This is a genomic window from Paenibacillus sp. FSL W8-1187 (assembly GCF_037965485.1).
Lineage (GTDB): Bacteria > Bacillota > Bacilli > Paenibacillales > Paenibacillaceae > Paenibacillus_O > Paenibacillus_O pasadenensis.
Genome location: NZ_CP150181.1, coordinates 2033251 through 2053819, shown reverse-complemented (window position 1 = coordinate 2053819; position 20569 = coordinate 2033251). Strand labels below are relative to the sequence as shown.

The following is a 20569-nucleotide window of genomic DNA, read 5'->3' as shown; positions in this document are numbered from 1 at the left end:
GTCGGCGGCCCGCCGGCGCATTCTCTATGCCAGCGCTCAGCGCTGCCCGCTCAGCCTGCGCCGACTTTTTTGGGCAGCACGAGCTTGTAGCCGACGCCGCGGATCGACTCGATGCAGACCGAATTGGCGCCCAGCTCGAGCTTTTTGCGGAGGGAGCTGACATGCACGTCGACGGTGCGCTGGCCGCCGATGTAGTCGAAGCCCCAGACGACATTCATCAGATCGTCGCGCGTGATGACCATGCCGGGCCGCTGGATGAGATACAGCAGCACCTCGAACTCCTTGGGCCGCAGCGGCACCTGCTCCCCGGCCAGGATGACCTCGTAGCGCTCGGGATAGATCGCGAGGTCTCCGGCTCGGATGACCTTGTCCTGCGGCTGCGCCGTATCGGCCACCGCATGGCCGGAGCGCCTCAGCACCGCCGAGACGCGGGCCAGCAGCTCGGCGACGCCGAACGGCTTGGTGATGTAGTCGTCGGCTCCATGCTTGAGGCCCTGGACGACCTCCTCCTCCGCCGTGCGCGCCGTCAGGATGATGACCGGCGTCTTGATCCCGCTCTGCCTCAGCTTGCCCAGCACCTCGAAGCCGTTCATCCCCGGCAGCATGATGTCGAGCATGATCAGGTCGAAGCTGCGCTGAATCGCCGCCTGCAGCCCTTCTCCTCCATGATCGCAGACCGTCACGTCGTAGCCTTCTTGCGTCAAGTTGTACGAGAGCAGCCTCGAAAGAGTGGGCTCATCCTCGATGACAAGCACTTTGTGCGACATGATCGTCAAACCTCCAGCCGTCCGGAACGGATGCCCGTTCTCGGTATTGTTATCTCTATCTTAACATGACAAGCCCTGCGGCGAGGCAAAAAGATCATTTTTCCCCCTATGGCTGAATGACCGGCAGCTCCAGGGTGAACGCCGTGCCGATGCCGACCGTGCTGTCGACCGTGATCATGCCCTTGTGCAGCTCCACGAGATGCTTCACAATCGACAGGCCGAGGCCGGTGCCCCCGCTGACGCGCGAGCGGGCCTTGTCCACCCGGTAAAACCGCTCGAAAATGCGCGGAAGATCTTTTTTCGGAATGCCGATGCCCGTGTCGCTGATGCGGATGCGCACGGCCTCCACGCCGTCGTCGCGAGTCGCGAGCGATGCGGAAAGCGTGACATGGCCGCCTTCGGTCGTATAGTTGATGCCGTTCTGCAGCAGGTTGATGATGATCTGGCGCAGCCGGTCCTCGTCCGCCTCCAGGAAAATGCCATCCGCGATCGACGATTCCAGCGCGATCCTTTTTTTGGCGGCCTCCGGCTCCATGACCTCGATCGAGCGGCGCAGGAACGCGGTCAGGTCGACCGGCGACAGCTGCAGCGGCACTCGCCTCGACTCTACCTTGGACAGCTCGAGGATGTCGCCGATGAGCCGGTTGAGCCGCTCGCTCTCGTCGTAGATGATCTGCATGAACTGCTGCGACATGACCGGATCGTGCACCGCGCCGCCGAGCAGCGTCTCGGCGAAGCCCTTGATCGCCGTCACCGGCGTCTTCAGCTCATGCGAGACGTTGGCGACGAACTCGCTGCGCATCCGCTCAAGGCGGCGGATCGCCGATACGTCATGCAGCACGAGCAGCGCTCCGCCGTAGCGGTCGTCGCTCGCGTACACGGGGACGAGGTTGAGCTCCAGCAGCCTTTCCTCCGGGAAATAAAACGTGATCTCGTCGTGCATCGGCTCCTGGTTGTCGATGCCCTGCTGGATGAACTGCGACAGCTCGTACTGCTGCTTGACCTCGCTGTAGTGCTTGCCGACCATCTCGCGATGCTCGAAGCCGAGCACCTCCTCCGCACGGCGGTTCAGCAGCACCATGCGGCCGTCGGGATGGATCATGACGATGCCGCTCGTCATGTTGTCGAGGACGCTGTACAGCTGCGTCTCGTTCTCCTGGATGCGGTTCATCTGCACCTGCAGCCCTTCGGCCATCGCGTTTATCGCCGTGCCGAGCTCGCCGATCTCGTCCTTGCTGCGGATGTCGACCCGAACCGAGTAGTCCATCGCCTTGATGCGGCGCGCGGCGCCGGTGATCTGCTCGAGCGGCCGCGTCAGGCCGAGCGCGACCCGGTAGCTGACGGCCGCCGACAGCAGGAAGAGCAGGATCAGGCCGCCGATAAGCACCGTCCATAGCTTGTTCACGCTGCTCTCCACCGATGCGAGGCTGTAGGACAGCCGGATCAGGTCGGACGGCAGCTGCTCGGGATCGGCGGCGACGGCGACGTAGAGCATGTTCTGCCGAACCGTATCGCTGTGGCGGATCGCCCGGCCGGAGCCCTCGGCTTCCGCCTCGAGCACCTCCTTGCGCCCGCTGTGGTTGTCCATGGCGTTCGGATCGGAGTCGGAGTCGCCGAGCACCTTGCCGTCCTTGCGGATGAACGTCACGCGCGCGCCGGTCAGCTCCTTGAAATCCAATGCCCGCTGTCTGAAATACGCCTGCCCCTCGTCCGGCTTGTCCGCGAGGCTCCAGTCGAGGTGGGCGTTGATCACCTTCATCTCGCGGAGCATGCTTTCCTCGAGGGCGGAGATATGGTTGTCCTTATAGGTCTTGCCCATCAACAAGCCGGCTGCCGTGACCGACAGCCCGATCATGACGATCATGATCCACGTGAGGCGGACCCGAAAACGCTTCATGCCAAAATCTCCCCGCTGTCATCTGAATTCGTCCATTTATCGTACCTCCCGCGAGTCAAAGGCGCCATAGCAGTATTGTAAACTTTGTGTAAAATTTCATACGGCCGGAAATGCAGCCGAGATTGCATCGCTTCTCGGGAGGCGGAGCGGGAGGAGCGTATCGCTTCGCGGGGAGGCAGAGCGGGAGGAGCGTATCGCTTCGCGGAAATGGATGGCAGGACCGTACCGCTTCGCGGGACGGGGGCTCGTTCCGATCTCCCTGGAGCCCAGATTCCTTTGATCCCATTCCCCAGCAGGGGTGGAATCCGGCCTCCAAGGGAACCGCTGCCGCTTCTTCACGAGCTCCCCGCCCGCTTCGCTCCTGGTCCTTGATCATGCACCGCTTCGCGGGAAGGCTCCGCTCCTAAAAATGGACTCTCTCATACAAGACGCTCCGCTGACCAATGGCTCCCCAATCCTCCGATTGACTACGTACCCGAGTTACTCGGTTTTTCCGCGTAACTCCGCCGTTTCTCCCGCTGCACACCCGAGTTACTCGGTTTTTCCGCGTAACTCCGCCATTTCTCACGCTGCACACCCGAGTTACTCGGTTTTTCCGCGTAATTCCGCCGTTTCTCAGTTAAGTCCATATAATTGTGTAAAATGCTCCTGACCATAAAAAGGAAAGCCATGGTAGGACTCTCGGTTAGAATGGAAGTTGTCGAGACCAACATTCCAAGGAGAGTGCCTACACATGACTCCATACCAGATTACCGTAGATCAGGACATTTTGCACCAGCTGTTTATCGGAACCGATCGGGACGCGGGAGTGGCCCGCTTGCTGGAGACGGTGCTGAATCAGGTGCTGACAGCCCAGGCGACGGATCAGCTGGCGGCGCAGACGTACGAGCGCACCAGCGAGCGCAAGGGCTATCGCAACGGCAGCTACGAGCGCGACGTCATTACCCGCGCTGGCAGCGTCACCTTGCGCGTCCCCCGGTTTCGGGACGGCTCCTTTTCTACCGAGCTTTTCGCCCGGTATCAGCGCAGCGAGCAAGCGCTGGTGCTCTCGCTCATGGAAATGGTCATCAACGGCGTGTCGACGCGCAAGGTGACTAAAATCACCGAGGAGCTGTGCGGAACCGAGTTCTCCAAGTCAACGGTCAGCCACCTGTGCAAGCAGCTGGACCCGGCTGTCCACGACTGGAACAACCGCTCTCTGGCCGACTACGCCTTCCCCTTCATCACCATCGATGCGATCTACGTGAAGGTGCGTGAAGAAGGCCGTATCTGTTCTCGAGGCGTTCTGGTAGGCTACGGCGTGAACGAGCAAGGCCGGCGTGAGATTCTGGGCCTGCGCGTTGACGACACCGAGTCGGAGGAGAGCTGGGGCGCCTACTTCCGCTGGCTGAAGGAGCGCGGCCTGCACGGCGTAGAGCTCGTCACGAGCGACTACCATGGCGGGCTGGTCAAGGCCATCGAGAAGGAGTTTCAAGGGGTCTCGTGGCAGCGGTGCCAGACGCACTTCATCAAGAACGTGCTGAACGCAGCGCCCAAAGCGCTCCAAAGCGAAATCAAGAGTCGCGTCCGATCGATCTTCGATGCGCCCGACATGAAGACGGCTCGTTCCTATCTCGAACAGACGCTTGAGGCGTATGCCGAGACAGCACCCAAAGCGATGAAAATACTGGAGGACGGGTTCGAGGACGCCGTCGCGGTGCTGGCCTTCCCGGAGGCCTACCGCGTGCGGCTGCGCACCTCCAACGGCATGGAGCGCCTGAACGGGGAGATCCGCAGGCGCGAGACGGTCATCCGCATCTTTCCCAATCGCGCTTCCGTCCTTCGCCTCATCGGAGCCATGCTCATGGAAGAGAACGAGTACTGGATGACGAAGAAGCCGTACATGGACATGACGGACTTCAAGGCGTGGAAGAAGCAGAAAGCCACTCAGGGCGCCGGCTCGGAGGAGCAGGAAACCAGCACCACCATGACGGAAGCGACGGACAGCCTTTAAACCCGATTCCATTTTCTACCGAGAAGTGTTTTTACACACAATTATGGACTTGACCCGTTTCTCTCGCTGTGCACCCGAGTTACTCGGTTTTTCCGCGCAACTCCGCCGTTTCGCCAGCGCATTCCAACTAACTCGATTTTTTCGACTTACTGGCCCGCCCTCATGGCGTGGCCAAGCGCTGGGCGCGAACTAGGACTGCCGTCTCCCAGGTATGCGGGAGACGGTCCACCCCCTATAAAAAGGGGGTGGAGGCGGGCGGCGGGACGAAGGGAGCGAAGCGAGACGATGCCTTTCGGAGAAGCGGCAGCGGTCCTCTTGGAAGACGGATGGCCTCCGCATAGGAGGTCAGGGGATCAAGCCATCCGGCTTCCAGTGGAATCGGAGAAAGGCTCGGCTCGCGCAGCGGGCTTCTCGTCCCAGTCGGCTCGGCCTGCGCAGCGGCCTGTTCGTCCAATAAAAAAGTCCCTCCCGAAGGAAGGACTTTTTCACAAATCGATTCCGCCCGGCCTACAGCCCGAATCCGAACGGATACGCCTCGCTCAGAGCCATCGGCAGCTTGCCCGACGGCGTAAGCTCGCCGGCCAGCGCCTTGGCCGCCGACCGCAGCGCCAGCGGGCGGCACTCGTACACGGCGAGGAACGCCTGCACCGACGGGAACCGGCCCAGGTCCAGCGGATTGCGGACCGAAACGGCGACCGTACGGTCGCTCGCCGCCGCCAGCAGCCGCTCCGCCAGCTCAAGCTCCTGCGGATGCTTGGAGGCGTCGTAGCTGACGAACACGATGCGGTCGAACGCTTCCAGCCCGTCCAGAGCCTGCGGGTCATCGTGGCGGCGCTCCTCGACGTTCGGCAGCAGCTTGGCCAGCCAGCTGCCGAGCGTGCCGTCGCCCGACAGCATCTCGTCGGCGACGGAGACGGCCTTGATCTCCGGCCACAGCACGAGCGTGCGTCCCTCGGCCGGCAGCGGCAGCAGGCCGCCCTCGTTTTTGACGAGCGTCACGGACGCCTCGCTCCAGCGCTCGGCGACGGCCCGGTTGTCCGCCGTGCCGATGCGCGGCGCGCTCTCTTCCCAGGAGGCGAGGGGCTCGCCGGCGCCGAGCTTCTCTTTCAAGCAAAGAATGCGGTCGAGCGACTGCTCCAGCCGCTCCTCGGACAAGCGGCCTTCCTCGACGGCCTGCACGACGGCGTCGATTCCGGCGAGCTGCTTGCCGATCGTATGGCTGATGAGCACGAGGTCGGCTCCTGCCTCGATCGCGCGCACGGAGCCTTCGCCAGGCCCGTACGTCTTGTCGATCGCGTCCATCTCCAGGCAGTCGGTGACGATGACGCGATCGTAGCCGAGCTCGCCGCGCAGCAGGCCGGTCAGCACCGGCTGCGACAGCGTGGACGGCACGCCGCTCGGGTCGAGCGCGGGCAGGCAGACATGCGCGGTCATGATGACGTCGGCGCCGGCCGCGATGGCGGCGCGGAACGGCGGCAGCTCGATCTCCTCGAGCCGCTGGCGGTCATGCGCGACGATCGGCAGCGCGTGATGCGAGTCGACGCTCGTATCGCCGTGGCCCGGGAAGTGCTTGACCGTGGCGGCCACTCCGGCCGACTGGAAGCCCTCGACAGCCGCCGAGCCGAGCTCGGACACGAGCTCCGGACGATCGCCGTAGGAGCGGACGTTGATGACCGGATTGTCGGGATTGTTGTTGACGTCGATGCAGGGCGCGAAGTTAAGGTTGACGCCGAGCAAGCGCAGCTCCTCGCCGCAGATGCGCGCCGTCTCGTAGGCGCCTTCGCGGGATGCCGCGGCGCCGAGCGCCATGTTGCCCGGCATGAGCGTCACGCCGTCGACGATGCGCGCCACCATGCCGCCCTCCTGGTCGATGCTCACGAGCAGCGGCGGACGTCCTGCCTCCGAGGCGGCCCGGTGCAGCTGCGAGGACAGCTCGTGCACCTGGCGGGCGTCGTCGATGTTGCGCGTGAAGTAGATGACGCCGCCGACGCCGTGCCGCTCGATGATGCCGAGAATATCGTCCGACGGCTGCTTGCCGTGGAAGCCGAAGACGAACAGCTGGGCCGCCTTTTCCCGCAGCGTCCACCCGTCATACGGTTTCGGCGCCAAATTGCGCGATTCAATCATAGACATGATTATTTCTTCCTACCCTTCTTCGAAAAATGATCGAAATAAAGTTCATCACGATTAATTGTACCAGCACTCGCGATCATAATCTAGGAAGAGTTAAGCCTTTTCAACCCGGCTGCTGCAGCCTCGCGCGGAAGTCGGTCGGGTTTTCTCCCGTATATTTCATGAAGACCTTGGTGAAGTAGCGGCGCTCCGAGTAGCCGACCTCCTTGGAGATCTGGGCGACGCTCTTGGAGGTGTTCTCCAGCAGCTGCTTCGCCTTCTCCATGCGCTGGCGCGTGACGTACTCGATGAACGTCTCGCCGTACGTCTGCTTGAACAGCAGGCTGAAATACGAGGTGCTCAGCCCGACGCGGGTCGCCGCCTCCTCGACGCCGATGTCGCGGTACAGGTTGCGGTCGAGGTAGGCTTTGGCCTCGGCGATCGTGCGCTCGGAATGCTTCTTCTTGTCGCTCGAGCCGGCCAGGCCGGCGTCCGCCGTCTGGCGGATGACGCTGAGCAGGTCCTTGGCGCTGATGCGCCGGTCGAGCTTGCGCCAGAGGGCCTCCTCCTGCTCCTTGCCGAGCAGCTGCATCTCCTTCATCTCGCGCATCAGATGGAGCGCGAAGTAGTGCAGCACCGGCTTGATGCGGCCGAGCTCCGGCGTGCCGAGCGACTGCAGGCGGGAGGAGAGCAGCTTCATCTCCTCGTTGACGTCCTGCGCATGGCCGCGCTTGAGCGCCTCCAGGATCCGCTCGGAGCTCGACCAGAGCACCTCATGCGAGACGTTCTGCAGCAAGGTCTCCCCCGTAAAGAAGCGGATCCGCTCCGCCTCGGGATCGAGCTGCATCGAGCGATGCACCCGCTTGTACGCGGTCGACAGCCCCTTCATGTCGACCAGATCGCCCCAGACGCCGGCATGCAGGCTGAGCTTGACATGCTTCCGGATCTCCTCCAGCAGCTTTTCGATCCACTGGGAGGTCTCTCCCCGATCGAACCGATAGCCCTCCTTCATCGCGGCGAGCACGCACCATTCGCCGTCGCGCATCTGGATGACGGCATGGCGCATGCCGCTGCGCCGCAGCGACTCGCGCAGCACGTTGGCGACCGCGAAGTTCCACAGCTTGCGCTCCTTGTCGTTCCACTCCCGCCAGTCCTTGGCCTCCTCCGCGCCGGCGTCCATGTCGAGCACGAGCAGCAGGTAGGAGCGGCCGCTCAGCTCATGCTCGTCCTCGGCGACGAGCCAGTGGTTGTGCGACACGTCGGTATAGTCCTTGAGCACGTCGAACAGCACCTTTTCGTTGGCGAGGTCGAGCACGGCGTTCATCCGCACGCGCTCGTCCTGCTGCTGCCGCTGCCGGGCCCGCCGCTGGCTCATGACGCGGGCGATGACGCCGGTCAGCTCGTCGTACGGGATCGGCTTGAGGATATAATCCTGCACGCCGTACTGGATCGCCGTGCGCGTGTAGCTGAAATCCTGGTAGCCCGACAGCATGATGATGTCCAGATCCATGCCGGCATCGCGGATCGTCTTGACCAGCGTCATGCCGTCCATGACCGGCATCCGGATGTCGCAGAGCAGCAGGTCGATCTCGCCGCCCTGCAGCGCCTCCAGCGCCTCCCTACCGTTCTTGGCCGTAGCCGCCACCTCGAGGCCGAGCATCTCCCAGGGGATGACCTTCTCGAGGTTGCGCGTAATATGCGGCTCGTCGTCGACAATCATGACCTTGCCCGTCATTCGAGATCCCCCTTATTGCGCGGTATCGTACAGCGGATGATCGTCCCCTCGCCGGGGCTGCTGCAGATCATCATGCCGTAGGAAGGGCCGTAGTGGATCCGCAGCCGGTCCGCCACGTTGCGCAGGCCGAGTCCGCCCCGCTCCCCGTCTTCCATCGGGCTCCACTTCTCGTCCTTCTTGCCCTCGGCCACGCGCCGCAGCGTCGGTCCGTCCATGCCGATTCCGTTGTCCTCGACCGTCAGCACGATGGCGTTCGGACGCAGCTCGACCCGCACCGAGATGACGCCGGGACGCTCCAGCCCGTCGAAGCCGTGCTGGATGCTGTTCTCTACGAGCGGCTGCAGCGTCAGCTTGAGGATGCGGTATTCGCGCGCGTCCTCGTCGACTTCCATCCCGTACGAGAACAGATCCTCGAACCGGTATTTCTGGATCTCGAGATAGCTGCGGACATGCTCGAGCTCCTCGTGCACGGTGATCTCTTCCTTCTGATGCATGCTCGTGCGCAGCAGCTGGCTGAGCCGGCGCACCATGAGCATGATCTTGCCGCCTTCGTTCTGCGCGGCCAGCGCGTTGATCGACTCCAGCGTGTTGAACAGGAAATGCGGCTTGATCTGCGCCTGCATGAGCATCATTTCCGCCCGCTGCTTGCGGATCTGCTCCTCCCGCACCTCGGTCAGCAGCCGGCCGAGCCGCTCGGTCATGCTGTTGAAACTGTTGCCGAGCAGCACCGTCTCGTCCTTGCCCTGCACCGGCACCCGGATGTCGAGCAGGCCCTGCTCGACGAGCCGCATCTTGCGCACGACGCGGATGATCGACTTGGCGACCCGGTTGACGAAAAAGACGTTGAACAGCACCGCGGACAGCAGGCTGAGGCCCGTCAGCAGGCTGATCCATTTGACAAAGGCGACGTTCTCGCTCATGAGCGAGCTCCACGGCTTGGCCGACACGAGCATCCAGTCGTTGATGCCGAGCCAGTACGAGGAGACGAGGCTGTCGGTATGGAGGAACTCCGCCCGCCCGCTCACATAAGGCGTGCCGGGGCTCGCCGACGCGTAGCTGGAGCTGCTGATGTAGCTGCCCTCCATGTCCGTCTCGCTGTCGAGCAGCACGAGCCCGTTGCGGTTGAGGATGTAATAGCGCGAGCCGTCGTCCTCGCTGCCCTTGAAGTCGGTGAGGATCTCGTCCACGCCCGACGACTTGAACTGGGTGACCATGATGCCCAGATCGCTCAGGCTTTCCCGGTCCTTGACGAGGCGCATCTGGGTGAACAGAGTGAACTCCTTGCCCGTCAGCTCCTCCTGCTCGTAGGGGCCGATCCAGAGCGGCTTGGCGTTGAGCTTGACCGCCTCCTCATAGGAGGGATGGAGCCTCAGCTTGTCGTAGGCGATCGGCTTGAACGTCGTCGGATCGTTCCGCGTCGAGCGGAACAGCGCGCCGTTGTTGGCGTAGAGGGCGATATAGCTGATGGCCGGATTCTGGAACAGCAGCGGTCCCATCTCCTTCTCGGCCATGCCGATCGCGATCAGGGAGCTGGCTCCTCCGTCCGGATCGGCGTTGATCTTAAGCGTATGCTGGACGACCGAGCTGGTCAGGTTCACGTCCGTCAGGCGGTTCATTTCGTCGAAAAAGTTCGTGATGTTGCGGCCGACCGCATTCATCGTCAGCTCCGTCTGCTCGTTGTATTTTTTCTCGATCAGATGCTCGTAATACAGGAAGGACACGACGCCCGACGCTGCAACCGGCACGACGATGAGCAGGATGAAGGCGAGCAGCAGCTTCGGTCTCAGGTTCATGGCCTCTCCAGCTCCTCTCTAAGATGTTCGTCAGCTGCCGCCGCCGGGCGAAGGCTCGCTCTCCTGCAGCTGCTGCAGGTCCTTGGCGACCTGCTCCGGCGTCTTGACCTGCCCGATCAGCTCCTGCAGCCCGATGCCGATCTCCGCGTTCATGCGCGGGGAAAAGATGGAGTCGAACGCCGGGAACGAGCGGCTCGCGTTGCCCACGACCTGCAGCACCTCCGAGATGAGCGGATCGATGCCCGCGTAGTCGCTCAGCTTCATCGACGGCAGCGTCTTGTCCTCCAGCAGGATCCGCTTCTGCACCTGTTCGTTGAAATAATTGCGGATGAAGCTTTTGACCATCTGCCGCTGGTCCCCGCTCAAGCTCGACGAGAAGCCGAAGCCGTTGGAGTAGCCGGCGTTGAGCGCGCCGGGATCGCCCTTGCCCCCCGTCACCGAAGGGAAGCTGAAGTAGCCGATGTCGTTTTTGTACGGCCCGGCGTTGTCGTCGGTCAAGCCGGCGAGATCCCAGGTGCCGGTGAACAGCATCGCCGCCTTGCCGGTCAGCAGGTCCTTGGCCTGCTGCTTCTCCTCCTGGCTGAGCGCGTCGGCCGGGAAATACCTCTTGTCCACGATCTCGGCATACGCCTGGAAGCCGGCGAGCACGTCGGGATCGGTCCACTTGGCCTTGCCGGAGGCGATCGCCCGCAGCTTGTCCGTGCCCGCATACCGGTCCATGATCGTGTTCCACATCATGCCGGCCAGCCAAGGATCCTTGGCCGACAGCGCGAACGGACTGTAGCCGGCCTGCCGGATGCGCTCGCACGCCTCCATCAGCTGCTCCCACGTCGCCGGAACGGCGAGCCCGAGCTCGCGGAAGATCCGCTTGTTGTAGTAGATCGCCTCGCTGTAGCCGCCGAACGGCAAGCCGTAGACGCGGCCGTCGACCGTGAACTCCTCGAGGCTCTGGAACTGCTGGCCGATGCCGAGCTCCTCGATGATCGGCGTCAGGTCGAGCAGGCGCTGCGCCTTGACGTACAGCCGCAGGTCCGAGCCGCCGAACACCTCGAAGATGTCCGGCGTGGAGCCCGTCGCCATCTCCGCCTTTAGCTTCTGATCGCGATTGATGATCTCGTCGATGCCCTCGAGCTGGAACTTGAGGCCCGGATTTTGCCGTTCCGTCTCGTCGAGCACGTCCTGCAGAATCTTCAGCCGGGCTTTGACCGACTGCTTGATCTGCGTATGGCGGATCGTCAGATTGACATGCGTCGCGCCGCCCTCCGCCGATCCTTCTCCGCCTTCGGCTTGATTGGCGGACTCGCCCGCTCCGCCGCCGAAGCAGCCGGCCGGACCGAGCAGCAGAACGAGCGCCAGCAGCGCTTGCAGCCCTTTTTTGCCCATAGACAGACCTCCCCTTGTCTGACCGCGTGACAGTCTATGTCTTGTATTCATTATAGGCGAACGGCAAGCGGCTTGCAGGATGAAAAATAGACTGTCAAGGGATAGATTTGTATTGTAAAAAAGGCCTCGAACGCCGGCTCAGCCGGCATTCGAAGCCTTATTGCAGTCCTGCGCGCTAGCGCTGCCCGAGGCGGCGCGCCGCCTGGCGGACCGCCTCGTAGAACGCCTCCCACTCGGGGGGAAGCGCTTCGGCCGCCGCCAGCTGCGCCTGCGCGTCCGGCCCGGCTCCGTCCTGCATCGGAGCGGGACGGCCCGGACGCGGATCGAGTTCGTCTTCCATCATGCTGCCCCCCTCCTCTGGCCGCTGCTCAGCTCTCGAGCCACTCCTTGCGGAGCGTGAAAATTTCCCGCAGCTCCTCGTTCGACAGCTCGGTGATCCATTGCTCGGACTGGCTGACGACCTGCTCGCTCAGCGACTGCTTGCGCTCGATCATCTCGTGGATTCGCTCCTCAAGCGTGCCCAGCGCGACGAACTTATGCACCTGCACCTGGCGCCGCTGGCCGATCCGGAACGCGCGATCCGTCGCCTGGTTCTCGACGGCGGGATTCCACCAGCGGTCGAAGTGGAACACATGGTTCGCCTCCGTCAGATTGAGGCCAGTGCCCCCGGCCTTGAGCGAGAGCACGAACGCTCCATGCGGCCGCTCCGGATCCTGGAACGCCTCGATCATCTCGTCGCGCCGCGCCTTGGGCACGCCGCCATGCAGATACGGCACAGGCAGGGCGAGCCGCTTTTCAAGCAGCCGCTGCAGCGCCGCGCCCATGTCGACGAACTGCGTGAAGATGAGCGCGCGCTCGCCCTCGGCGGCGATCTCCTCGCACATCTCGACCAGCCGCATCAGCTTGGCGGAGCGCTCCGGCGACCAGTCCCCGGTCGCCGCGTCCTCTCCGAGCAGCAGCGCCGGATGGTCGCATACCTGCTTGAGCCTCGTGATCGAGGCGAGGATCAGGCCGCGGCGCTGCATCGGCGCGAGCGTGTCGAGCTTCTCGAGCAGCTCGGAGACGATCGTCTCGTACAGCGCGCCTTGCTCGGCCGTCAGCGTCACGTACACCTGGCCTTCGTTCTTCTCCGGCAGCGACAGCTGGATCGCCGGGTCCTTCTTGAGCCGGCGCAGCATGAACGGCTTGATCCGCCGCTGCAGCGAGGCGATGCGCTCCGCGTCGCGGTCCCTCTCGATCGGCAGGATGACGGCTCGCCGGAACTCCGGCAGCGTGCCGAGATAGCCCGGATTGGCAAAATCGTAGATCGACCACAGCTCGCTCAGCCGGTTCTCCATCGGCGTGCCGGTCAGCGCGATGCGGTGGCGGCTCGGCAAGCCGCGGATCGCCGACGACTGCTTCGTATAGACGTTCTTGATGTTCTGCGCCTCGTCGAGGCAGAGGCTCTCCCATTCGAAGCCGCTCAGCTCCTCCTCGTCGAGCGACGTCAGCGCGTAGGACGTGATGACGAGATCGGCGCCGGCCGCGAACTCCTGGAAGGCTTCCTTGCCGCGCGCGCGGCGCGGACCGTAATGCAGCCGCACCTCGAGTCCCGGCGCGAAGCGCTGCAGCTCCTTTTCCCAGTTGCCGATGACCGACGTCGGACAGATGAGCAGCGACGGCCGCGCCGGCTCTCCGGCCGCGGCGCCGGATTCCTTGACATGAAGCAGATAGGCGGTGAACTGGATCGTCTTGCCCAGGCCCATATCGTCCGCCAGCGTCGCGCCGAGGCCGAACCGCCGCAGGAACGCGAGCCACGACACGCCTTGGTGCTGATACGGCCGAAGCTGCCCGCGGAACGAGTCGGGCACGTCGACGAGCGGCAGCTCGGACGTGTCCTGCAGCCGGTTCATCAGCTGCTCCAGATGGGCGTTCAGCTCCACCTCCGCCTTGAGCAGCTCCTCGCCTTCCTCGGCCTCCTCGTTCAGGACGATCCCGCCCTGCAGATGCATCTGCATGATCTCGCGGAAGCTGAGACCTTTCTTGCCGCCGTTCTTCTTGATCCAGCTGCGGATGCGGGTGATGTCCTCCGGATGGAGATGGACCCACTCGCCGTCGATCTTCATGAGCCGCTTGTTCTGCGCCGCGAGCTGCATGAACTCCTCCTCCGAAAGGTCGGCGCCGCCGAGAGCCAGCTTCCAGTCGAACTGCACGATCTGCGACAGGCCGAACATCGGCTGCTCCGCCGAGCCGGCGGCGGAGCGCAGCTTCGCCTTGAGCCGCACGCGGCGCTTGCGCACCGATTCCCACCAGCCGGGCAGCAGCACCGCCGCTCCGGCATCGAGCAGCTGCAGGCTCGCCTGCTCCAGGAAGCGCCACGCCTCCTCGTCCGCCAGCTCGCGCTTGACCATCTCGTCGTCGCCGCTCCAATCCGGCAGCGCCGTGCGCCACTTGCCTTCTTCCTTGGCGAGGCGCTCCTCCAGCAGCGGCAGCCATTCCTCCGGCAGGCTCAGCTCCGAGCCTGCGGCCGGACGCCAGCTGCCCGGTCTGGCGCCGCGCTCCAGCGGGATCCAGCCGGCGTCCGCCGCGCGTCCGCGCAGCGCGGCTCGCAGCCGCCAGACGCCGTCATCGCCGGGCTCAGCGAGCTGCAGCGCGATGCGGAACGGGAACCGGTCCTGCTTGAGCCCGAGGCCGATGTACCAGTCCTCCTCGTCCGGCGACCGGCGCTCCAGCGCCGGGCCGAGCGCCCGGGCGAGGCCGCTCCAGGCCGCCTGCGCGCCCGCATCCTCGTCGAGCAGCTGCTCGACGCAGGCGCCGAGCCAGGCGGACAGCCACGACGGAGCCTCCGCCGTCCGGCCCGCTTCGTCGCGGAAGCGCCAGCCGCGCGCTCCGTCCGTCCAGCGGCTCCAGTCCGGCTCGAAGCCGCCGCTCTCGAGCGCTTCGCGGATGCGGATCGCGCCGGCGCGAAGCTCCTGCGCCTGGCTGGACCAGCCGAGCGCGAGCATGCGCACCGGCCGCGGCGACAGCAGGTAGTCGAGCGCCGTCAGCGGCCGCAGCAGCATCGGCTTCGCCTTGCGCGTCGGGTCGGACTCGACGTAGTCGATGTCGGCGCCGTACCAGGAAGGCACATGCCAGGCGAACAGCAGATCCTTGAGCCGGGCTTCGAGCTCGCCTGCGTCCTCGGCTTGAAGCACGATGCCGCTGCCGTTCCAATAGCCGTCCACGACGATCGGTCGCGCGGCAGAGAATCCCTTCATCATTTCAGCATGGTTCCTTTCCGCAGTTCTTCCTGGAATGCCCGCATCCGCTGGTACTTGGAGACGGTCCGGTCGAGGTACAGCTTCCACTCCGCGGTCCGCTTCTCGGCCGCGTACAGCTTCTCCAGCTTCTTGAGCTGCTTGACCGCCATCCGGTAGCTCTGCCGGTTGCGCATCGCGATCCAGCCCTCCACCGCCTGATGGTACAGCGGAATCATGACGGACGGCGCGCGTTTCGAGACGAGCCGCAGGTCCGCCGGATCGAGCTCGTCGGGCCGCAGCCCCATCGCCAGCTGCAGGTCCGCCCATTCCTCGAAGCAGCCCTTTTCCAGCAGCAGGTCGGCCAGCGACATGTACGAGTAAGGCAGCTTGTCGGCCATGCGCCGCTGCCAGGACGGATCGTCCGGCCGGGCGAGATCGGCGTCGCGGCACAGCTGCAGGTACGAGGTCAGCAGATTGCCCCGCTTGCTACCGGCGATCGGATCAAGGAAGTCCATCCAGATGGCGAAATCATTCCAGCCGCGCTGCTCCAGGCGGATGCGGGCATAATCCAGCGCGAGGCTGGCGACCGCGTCCGGCGCCGCCTGCCGCAGCCGCTCCACCGCCTTCGCGTCCTCTCCCTGGGCGGCGTCGAGGCAGGCGAGCGCCGCGTTCGCGAAAGCGAAGCCGCGTTCGAGATCCGCCGCCGCAGGAGCGCCCGCTTCGCCGGCAGGCTCCGATTGCGCCGCCGCTTGCCGCGCGGAGCCCGCCTCCAAAAGCATCCGCTCCAGCTCCGCGCGCTCGCCCTGCAGCCAGGCCGGATCGGCCAGCAGCGGCGAGATGAAGCCGAGATAAAGCTGATCCCAGCGGAACAGCTTCGGCTCGGCCGACGCGGCTTGGCCCCGCAGGTAGGAGGCCAGCTCCGCCTGCCAAGCCAGGCCTGCTTGACCGGCAGGCTCCGCCGCCTGGCGCTCGGCGAGCGAGTAGTAATGCTCGATCCACGGCTCCGCCATCCGGGCGAAGCTCATTTCCTGATAATAGCGGCTGAACGGATCCGTCAGCTTGATCGCCCGCTCCGCCTGCTCCAGGATGAACAGAATGCTGTACATCCAATGCATCGCCTGGAGCGGCTTGGGCCAGTCGCGCGCCGCCCCCTTGAGCGCCGACAGCACCGGCTGCAGCGGATGCAGCGTATGCCGGCAGCCTTGCCAGGTGCGGCCGAACCGGCGCTCCATCCATTCCATCCATTCCTGCGGGCTCGACTGCTCGTCGATGCCTCCCGCCGCCGCTTGCGCCGGCGATTCGGCCTGCTCGGCGGGCGCTTCTCTTTCCAGCCGGCTGACCGTCACCGGCCCGGCGCCCGTCAGCCGCTCGAGCGCCCGCTTCGGCTCGCCGCCCTGCAGCTCCAGCGCGGCGAAGTACGAGGCCACTATATGCTTGCACCAGCCCGAATACGGGCAGTCGCATGTGTTGTCGTCGAATTGCGCGCCGAGCACGACGTGGTAGGGCTCCGTGCCCTTGACGGCGGCCAGCAGCCGCGAGCCGGCCTCCTGCACCGACTTCACTCGTCCTTGGGCGTAGTAATCCCAGCCGCGCGCGATGATGTCTTTCCGCGTGTAGTCGGAGATCTTCCGCTCGATATCGTTCAGCAACGTTTCCGAGATCCCGTCCGCTCGCATGGCTGTCCCCCGCTTTTCTGTTTCGGCATTCTTATCATTATACCAAATAAAAACGGAAACCGTCCTGCCTCGCCTTATAAAAATGCATGGGCTCGCTCCGAAAACGGAAAACGGGGCTGCTCCCGGCCAAAAGCTGCTGGCCGAACGGAGCTGCCCCGCTGCGCGGAATAAAGGTTCGAAACAGGCGCGAGGACGGATGGAGCGGCGTCCTTCCACGCGCAGCCGGAACGATCAGGAAGCGTTTTTGCCGAGCGAGCAAAGCAGCGCCCAGCGCCGCTCCTGACGGCGCTTGTATTTGGGCAGCTGGCGATACAGCCGCAGCCCTTCCTCGAAGGCGGCCTTCGCATCGGCCTTGCGGTCGAGCCCCTGCAGCAGCTTGCCCATGCGGTAGTAACCTTCGCAGGAGGAGGACTGGATGCGGGAGAATGCCTCCAGCTCGGCAAGCGCTTGCGTCTTGTCGCTCTTTGCCTTGAGCGCGGCCAGCCGCAGATGCGGCGCGCCGTATTTGACGCGCGGGTTGAGAGCCAGCGCCTTGCGGATCGCCGCCTCCCCCTCCTCCTCGCGGCCGGTATGGAGCAGGCTCGTGCCGTAGTCGTCCCAGAATTCGGCCGAATCCTCCATCAGCAGCGATTCGCGCAGCGGCTCCAGCGTGCTGCGCGCTTCCGCATAGCGCTTGCGCTCCAGCTGCAGGCGAGCCAGCTCCAGGCGGGAGCCGCTGTTGCTCGGGTTCGCGTCCAGCTCCCGCCGCAGCGCCGCGATGCGGCTGCGGCGGCGCAGCGGCTTGGTGAAGCTCGGGGTCAGGCCGACGAAGCGGCGGTCAAGGAAGTAAAGGACGGCCAGCAGGACGAGCAGGGCGAGAAACGGGTTGCCGAGCAGCGTCCAAAGGAGGCCGAACAAAAGCGCGATTTTCATGATAGCGGCTCCAATCTCTAATAAAATGGACGCTCCTATTTTAGCACATGAAAACAAGGGTGAAAACGGAATTGATGGAGGTGTCTGGAAGGGCTGTCCCGGAGCCGCCGGCATTATTCCTCTTGACCCGCGCCCAAATGAAGAAATGACCGCACCCATGAAGAGGCGGATTCATAAGATACGTTGACTGTATCCCTTAACCTTGTTGTAACCCACAAAAACCCGTGCAAGGAGGGGGGACGAAATTGAAGGGCTCTGACCACAAAAACAAGTTTCTGCTGACTCACCGGGAACGTGAAGTCTTCGAGCTGCTGGTCCAAGACAAAACGACGAGGGATATCGCCGGGCAGCTGTTCATCAGCGAAAAGACCGTCCGCAACCATATCTCCAACGTTATGCAGAAGTTGAACGTGAAAGGCCGCTCGCAGGCTGTCGTCGAACTGATCAAGCTTGGAGAACTGACGATCTGATCCGCCTGGTCGGCGCTCTTGATAAGCCTTCCCGCTCCGCATCCGCTTCGGCGCATGCGGCGGGAAGGCTTTTTAAGCTACATAAACCATGCCCTGAGAAGCTTAGCTCCCGATGTCGGAACCCTCCATGGAATCGTGCAGGGGTTGGAAGAATTATGGTACATTTAAGGCAAAATACTTGACGAAGGTGGAACAAGCCTATGCGCACGAATGCTCCTTCGGAAATAAGCTCTCTCACTTCTCAAGAGAAGCAAAGCTTAGTTCGTCTGAAGCAAAGACTTGCTGCTAGCTTTCGACTGATTGAACTGATCCTTTTCGGCTCCAAGGCAAGGGGAGACCATGACGAATGGTCTGATCTGGATGTATTGGTTCTCGTCGAAGACGAAAAAAATTGGCGAAACCGCGAGCTGCTTTCCGATATCGTTTATGAATTGAACCTGCAATACGGCACCCATTTGACGTGCATCTTGGAAAATGCGGATGACTGGCGGTCAGAGGAAACGTCCATTGGGCTCCCCTTGAAAGACAATATTGTCGAGGAGGGCATTGTCATTGCGATACCTTAAGGCTGCCGAAGTCATGAAAGGCAAGGCGGTTGATGGATCATCGAGCAGAAGCTGACTATAGCGCCACCGTGTCTTTCTCAAAAGATGATGTGGCCCACCTGCTCCATCAGGTCCGGTCGTTCAACGAAGCCATCGTGAAGATCATCGATCAAGAAGCCGCTAAGTAAGAATCGATGTGGTAACCTCCATTTTACACGAAGCCCACATGGGCTTTTTTTTCTAGGTGTCGCACTTCATATACAATCCGTCATACCTTATACCGGAGAGGAATTAGTCAACTATTTACTTATTACGCCGATATATTACAAATACCATATATTTCAATGAAGAGAGGTCCGCGATGCAAACGAATGGCATTTACGCGTCATCAACTCCGAGCGCTATAGCAGCAAAGAATAACCCGCTTCCTGCAAAAGTGCCCGTACCTGCAAGCAGCCATGCTTCTCATGCCGTAGAGACGTATACCCCGAGCGTGATTGATGAAGGACAACAAGGGCTTCGTGCACTGGGAGGCCAGTGGATTGTTGGCAGGGAATTTACATCCGTGCAAGGTACGGACTACTCAAAGAATTTTCTGGATGATGTAAGCGGGTTTCTGGTAAAAAGCGCCTATGAGCGTGATCTCCTGCTTCAGCGTTACGCAGGAGACGAATTGAATCAGCAGCTTGAGCAATACGATAAGCAAGTTCAACTCAAGCTAGAGGATATCGCGCAGACAACAGCGAGCACTTTGTCTCAATATTTGAATTTTGAAAATGATTCTATTTTTGGAGGCAGCAAGGAGACGCAAGGAGAGTTCCTCTCCGCCTATAAGCCGCTCTTCGACAAAAATGAGTTGACCGATCGCATCAAGAATATGCTGCAGGAACAGTCCCGGATTCTGGACAAGTTGCAGGAGGAGCAGGGGGACCAATGGAAGCAGGTCATGGAACAAGGCGGCAAGGAGATTACAGACTTTCGGGATTTACTGAAGGAGGAGGCAAGTAAAGCCTCTGGAGGAGAATCGACCTCTTTTCAAGATATTAGTTACCGTGATGTAGCAGCAGTATTCGATGCACTTGTACACACAACAGCTAAAGCTATGAACACGTCTACTTTTGATACGGAATGGATGGCGAACAATTTAGGGACCGCACGTCTCAAGCTGGAACTTTATTTGCAGCAATCGCCTATGTCGTCAGCGATTAAGGAGCAGCTCACTCAGTCCGTAGATAAGGCAATGAGTACCAAGATGGGAATCGCAGAATATGAAGACTATAAGTCCTCTCTTGTCTCAACGCCTTCCTTCCGCAAGCAATTTGCTTCACATCAAGAAATGACCTTGGAAATAAAGCGAATGTACAGCGACCATCTACAAGACCCTAATGCCAAGAAGTCTGTAGGAACGATCATGTGGGAGAGCATGAAGGAATTATTGAATCAGAAGCCGGAGCATCTTCTCAGTGGCCTGATGGACTCCTTCAATAGACTGCATCACAGCCTCATATCCTCACCGAGTATGGAAGGGGATGTAGGTCCAAAGGCCAAGCTTGAATTTGCCAACCAGGTACGAGATGCGAATCTAGAGGACTGGAACAGCTTCATTTCTTCTCTGAATATGGGTCAACAGCAGAAGAGCGCGCTTACGATGCCCAAGAATAGTATCGACATTAAAGTATAGCAGTAACGTAGAGCTTCTGTCCGGAAATCAGCCGGGCAGAGGCTCTTCTTCTGTGTACTGGTTCGCAGCTTCTATATTTCCAACGTAATGCTCTGGCGATCCGGCTCCGTTTTCACAAAGACACCGTTCTCCGGTTTATTTACGATGCCGCGATCCCCTTTGACAACAACCAGGGCTGCCAACGACGAATCAGATCGTTAAAAGCCCCAAATCGGCCAGCAAAAAAATCTAACGACGCGTGAGGAGCTTAGCCATGCAAAAAGGCCGAAAAAACGTGCGGAGAAACGCAAAAGACGGCTCTAAGCGTCTGACTCGTCGTTAGATTTCGGGAGACTCGGAAAAAGGGATTCTAAGCGTCTGAGGAGTCGTTGGCAACGGATGGTGAGT

At 62.1% G+C, this 20569-nt stretch carries 14 protein-coding genes; 4 read left to right on the top strand and 10 right to left on the bottom strand.

Going from position 1 to position 20569, the window contains the following annotated elements:
• Positions 1 to 50 precede the first annotated feature (50 nt).
• Positions 51 to 767, bottom strand: a complete 717-nt coding sequence (locus tag NYE40_RS08680; protein WP_028597788.1) for a response regulator transcription factor — start codon at positions 765 to 767, stop codon at positions 51 to 53.
• Between the two features lie 106 nt (positions 768 to 873).
• A complete protein-coding gene (locus tag NYE40_RS08675; RefSeq protein WP_028597787.1) occupies positions 874 to 2664 on the bottom strand; it encodes an ATP-binding protein in 1791 nt (596 codons plus the stop codon).
• Positions 2665 to 3397: 733 nt separating this feature from the next.
• Between NYE40_RS08675 and NYE40_RS08670 the strand changes: the two genes are divergently transcribed.
• Positions 3398 to 4657: an IS256 family transposase gene (locus NYE40_RS08670; protein WP_339279795.1), complete on the top strand. Its 1260-nt coding sequence runs from the start codon at positions 3398 to 3400 to the stop codon at positions 4655 to 4657.
• Between the two features lie 507 nt (positions 4658 to 5164).
• On the opposite strand, the gene NYE40_RS08665 is transcribed toward NYE40_RS08670, so the two are convergent.
• The 8 genes from NYE40_RS08665 to NYE40_RS08630 all read right to left on the bottom strand — a co-directional run bounded on the left by NYE40_RS08665 (position 5165) and on the right by NYE40_RS08630 (position 17486).
• On the bottom strand, positions 5165 to 6790 hold the full coding sequence (locus tag NYE40_RS08665) for a glycoside hydrolase family 3 protein (protein ID WP_228551375.1): 1626 nt from the start codon (positions 6788 to 6790) through the stop codon (positions 5165 to 5167).
• A 103-nt stretch (positions 6791 to 6893) separates the two neighbouring features.
• Positions 6894 to 8504 carry a response regulator gene (locus NYE40_RS08660; protein ID WP_028597785.1) on the bottom strand — a complete coding sequence of 537 codons (1611 nt, stop codon included), beginning with the start codon at positions 8502 to 8504 and terminating at the stop codon, positions 6894 to 6896.
• Positions 8501 to 10297, bottom strand: coding sequence for a sensor histidine kinase (locus NYE40_RS08655; RefSeq protein WP_028597784.1), 1797 nt, complete (start codon positions 10295 to 10297; stop codon positions 8501 to 8503). Before NYE40_RS08655 ends, NYE40_RS08660 begins: the two co-directional genes overlap by 4 nt.
• A 30-nt stretch (positions 10298 to 10327) precedes the next feature.
• On the bottom strand, positions 10328 to 11680 hold the full coding sequence (locus tag NYE40_RS08650) for an extracellular solute-binding protein (protein WP_339279794.1): 1353 nt from the start codon (positions 11678 to 11680) through the stop codon (positions 10328 to 10330).
• A 175-nt stretch (positions 11681 to 11855) separates the two neighbouring features.
• Positions 11856 to 12023 (bottom strand): hypothetical protein, encoded by a 168-nt coding sequence (locus tag NYE40_RS08645; protein ID WP_180968484.1) that lies wholly within the window; start codon positions 12021 to 12023, stop codon positions 11856 to 11858.
• 25 nt (positions 12024 to 12048) lie between these two features.
• Entirely contained in the window at positions 12049 to 14919 is a 2871-nt protein-coding gene (locus NYE40_RS08640; RefSeq protein ID WP_240478950.1) for a DEAD/DEAH box helicase, read from the bottom strand.
• Complete coding sequence (locus tag NYE40_RS08635) at positions 14916 to 16547, bottom strand: SWIM zinc finger family protein (protein WP_164820169.1); 1632 nt, start codon at positions 16545 to 16547, stop codon at positions 14916 to 14918. Before NYE40_RS08635 ends, NYE40_RS08640 begins: the two co-directional genes overlap by 4 nt.
• Before the next feature lie 258 nt (positions 16548 to 16805).
• Positions 16806 to 17486 carry a tetratricopeptide repeat protein gene (locus NYE40_RS08630; protein ID WP_028597780.1) on the bottom strand — a complete coding sequence of 227 codons (681 nt, stop codon included), beginning with the start codon at positions 17484 to 17486 and terminating at the stop codon, positions 16806 to 16808.
• A gap of 245 nt (positions 17487 to 17731) precedes the next feature.
• On the opposite strand from NYE40_RS08630, the gene NYE40_RS08625 reads away from it, so the two are divergent.
• The 3 genes from NYE40_RS08625 to NYE40_RS08615 all read left to right on the top strand — a co-directional run bounded on the left by NYE40_RS08625 (position 17732) and on the right by NYE40_RS08615 (position 20182).
• Positions 17732 to 17956 (top strand): LuxR C-terminal-related transcriptional regulator, encoded by a 225-nt coding sequence (locus NYE40_RS08625; RefSeq protein ID WP_028597779.1) that lies wholly within the window; start codon positions 17732 to 17734, stop codon positions 17954 to 17956.
• Between the two features lie 200 nt (positions 17957 to 18156).
• A complete protein-coding gene (locus NYE40_RS08620; protein WP_052333000.1) occupies positions 18157 to 18522 on the top strand; it encodes a nucleotidyltransferase domain-containing protein in 366 nt (121 codons plus the stop codon).
• A gap of 340 nt (positions 18523 to 18862) precedes the next feature.
• A complete protein-coding gene (locus NYE40_RS08615) occupies positions 18863 to 20182 on the top strand; it encodes a hypothetical protein (RefSeq protein ID WP_101808889.1) in 1320 nt (439 codons plus the stop codon).
• Positions 20183 to 20569 lie beyond the last annotated feature (387 nt).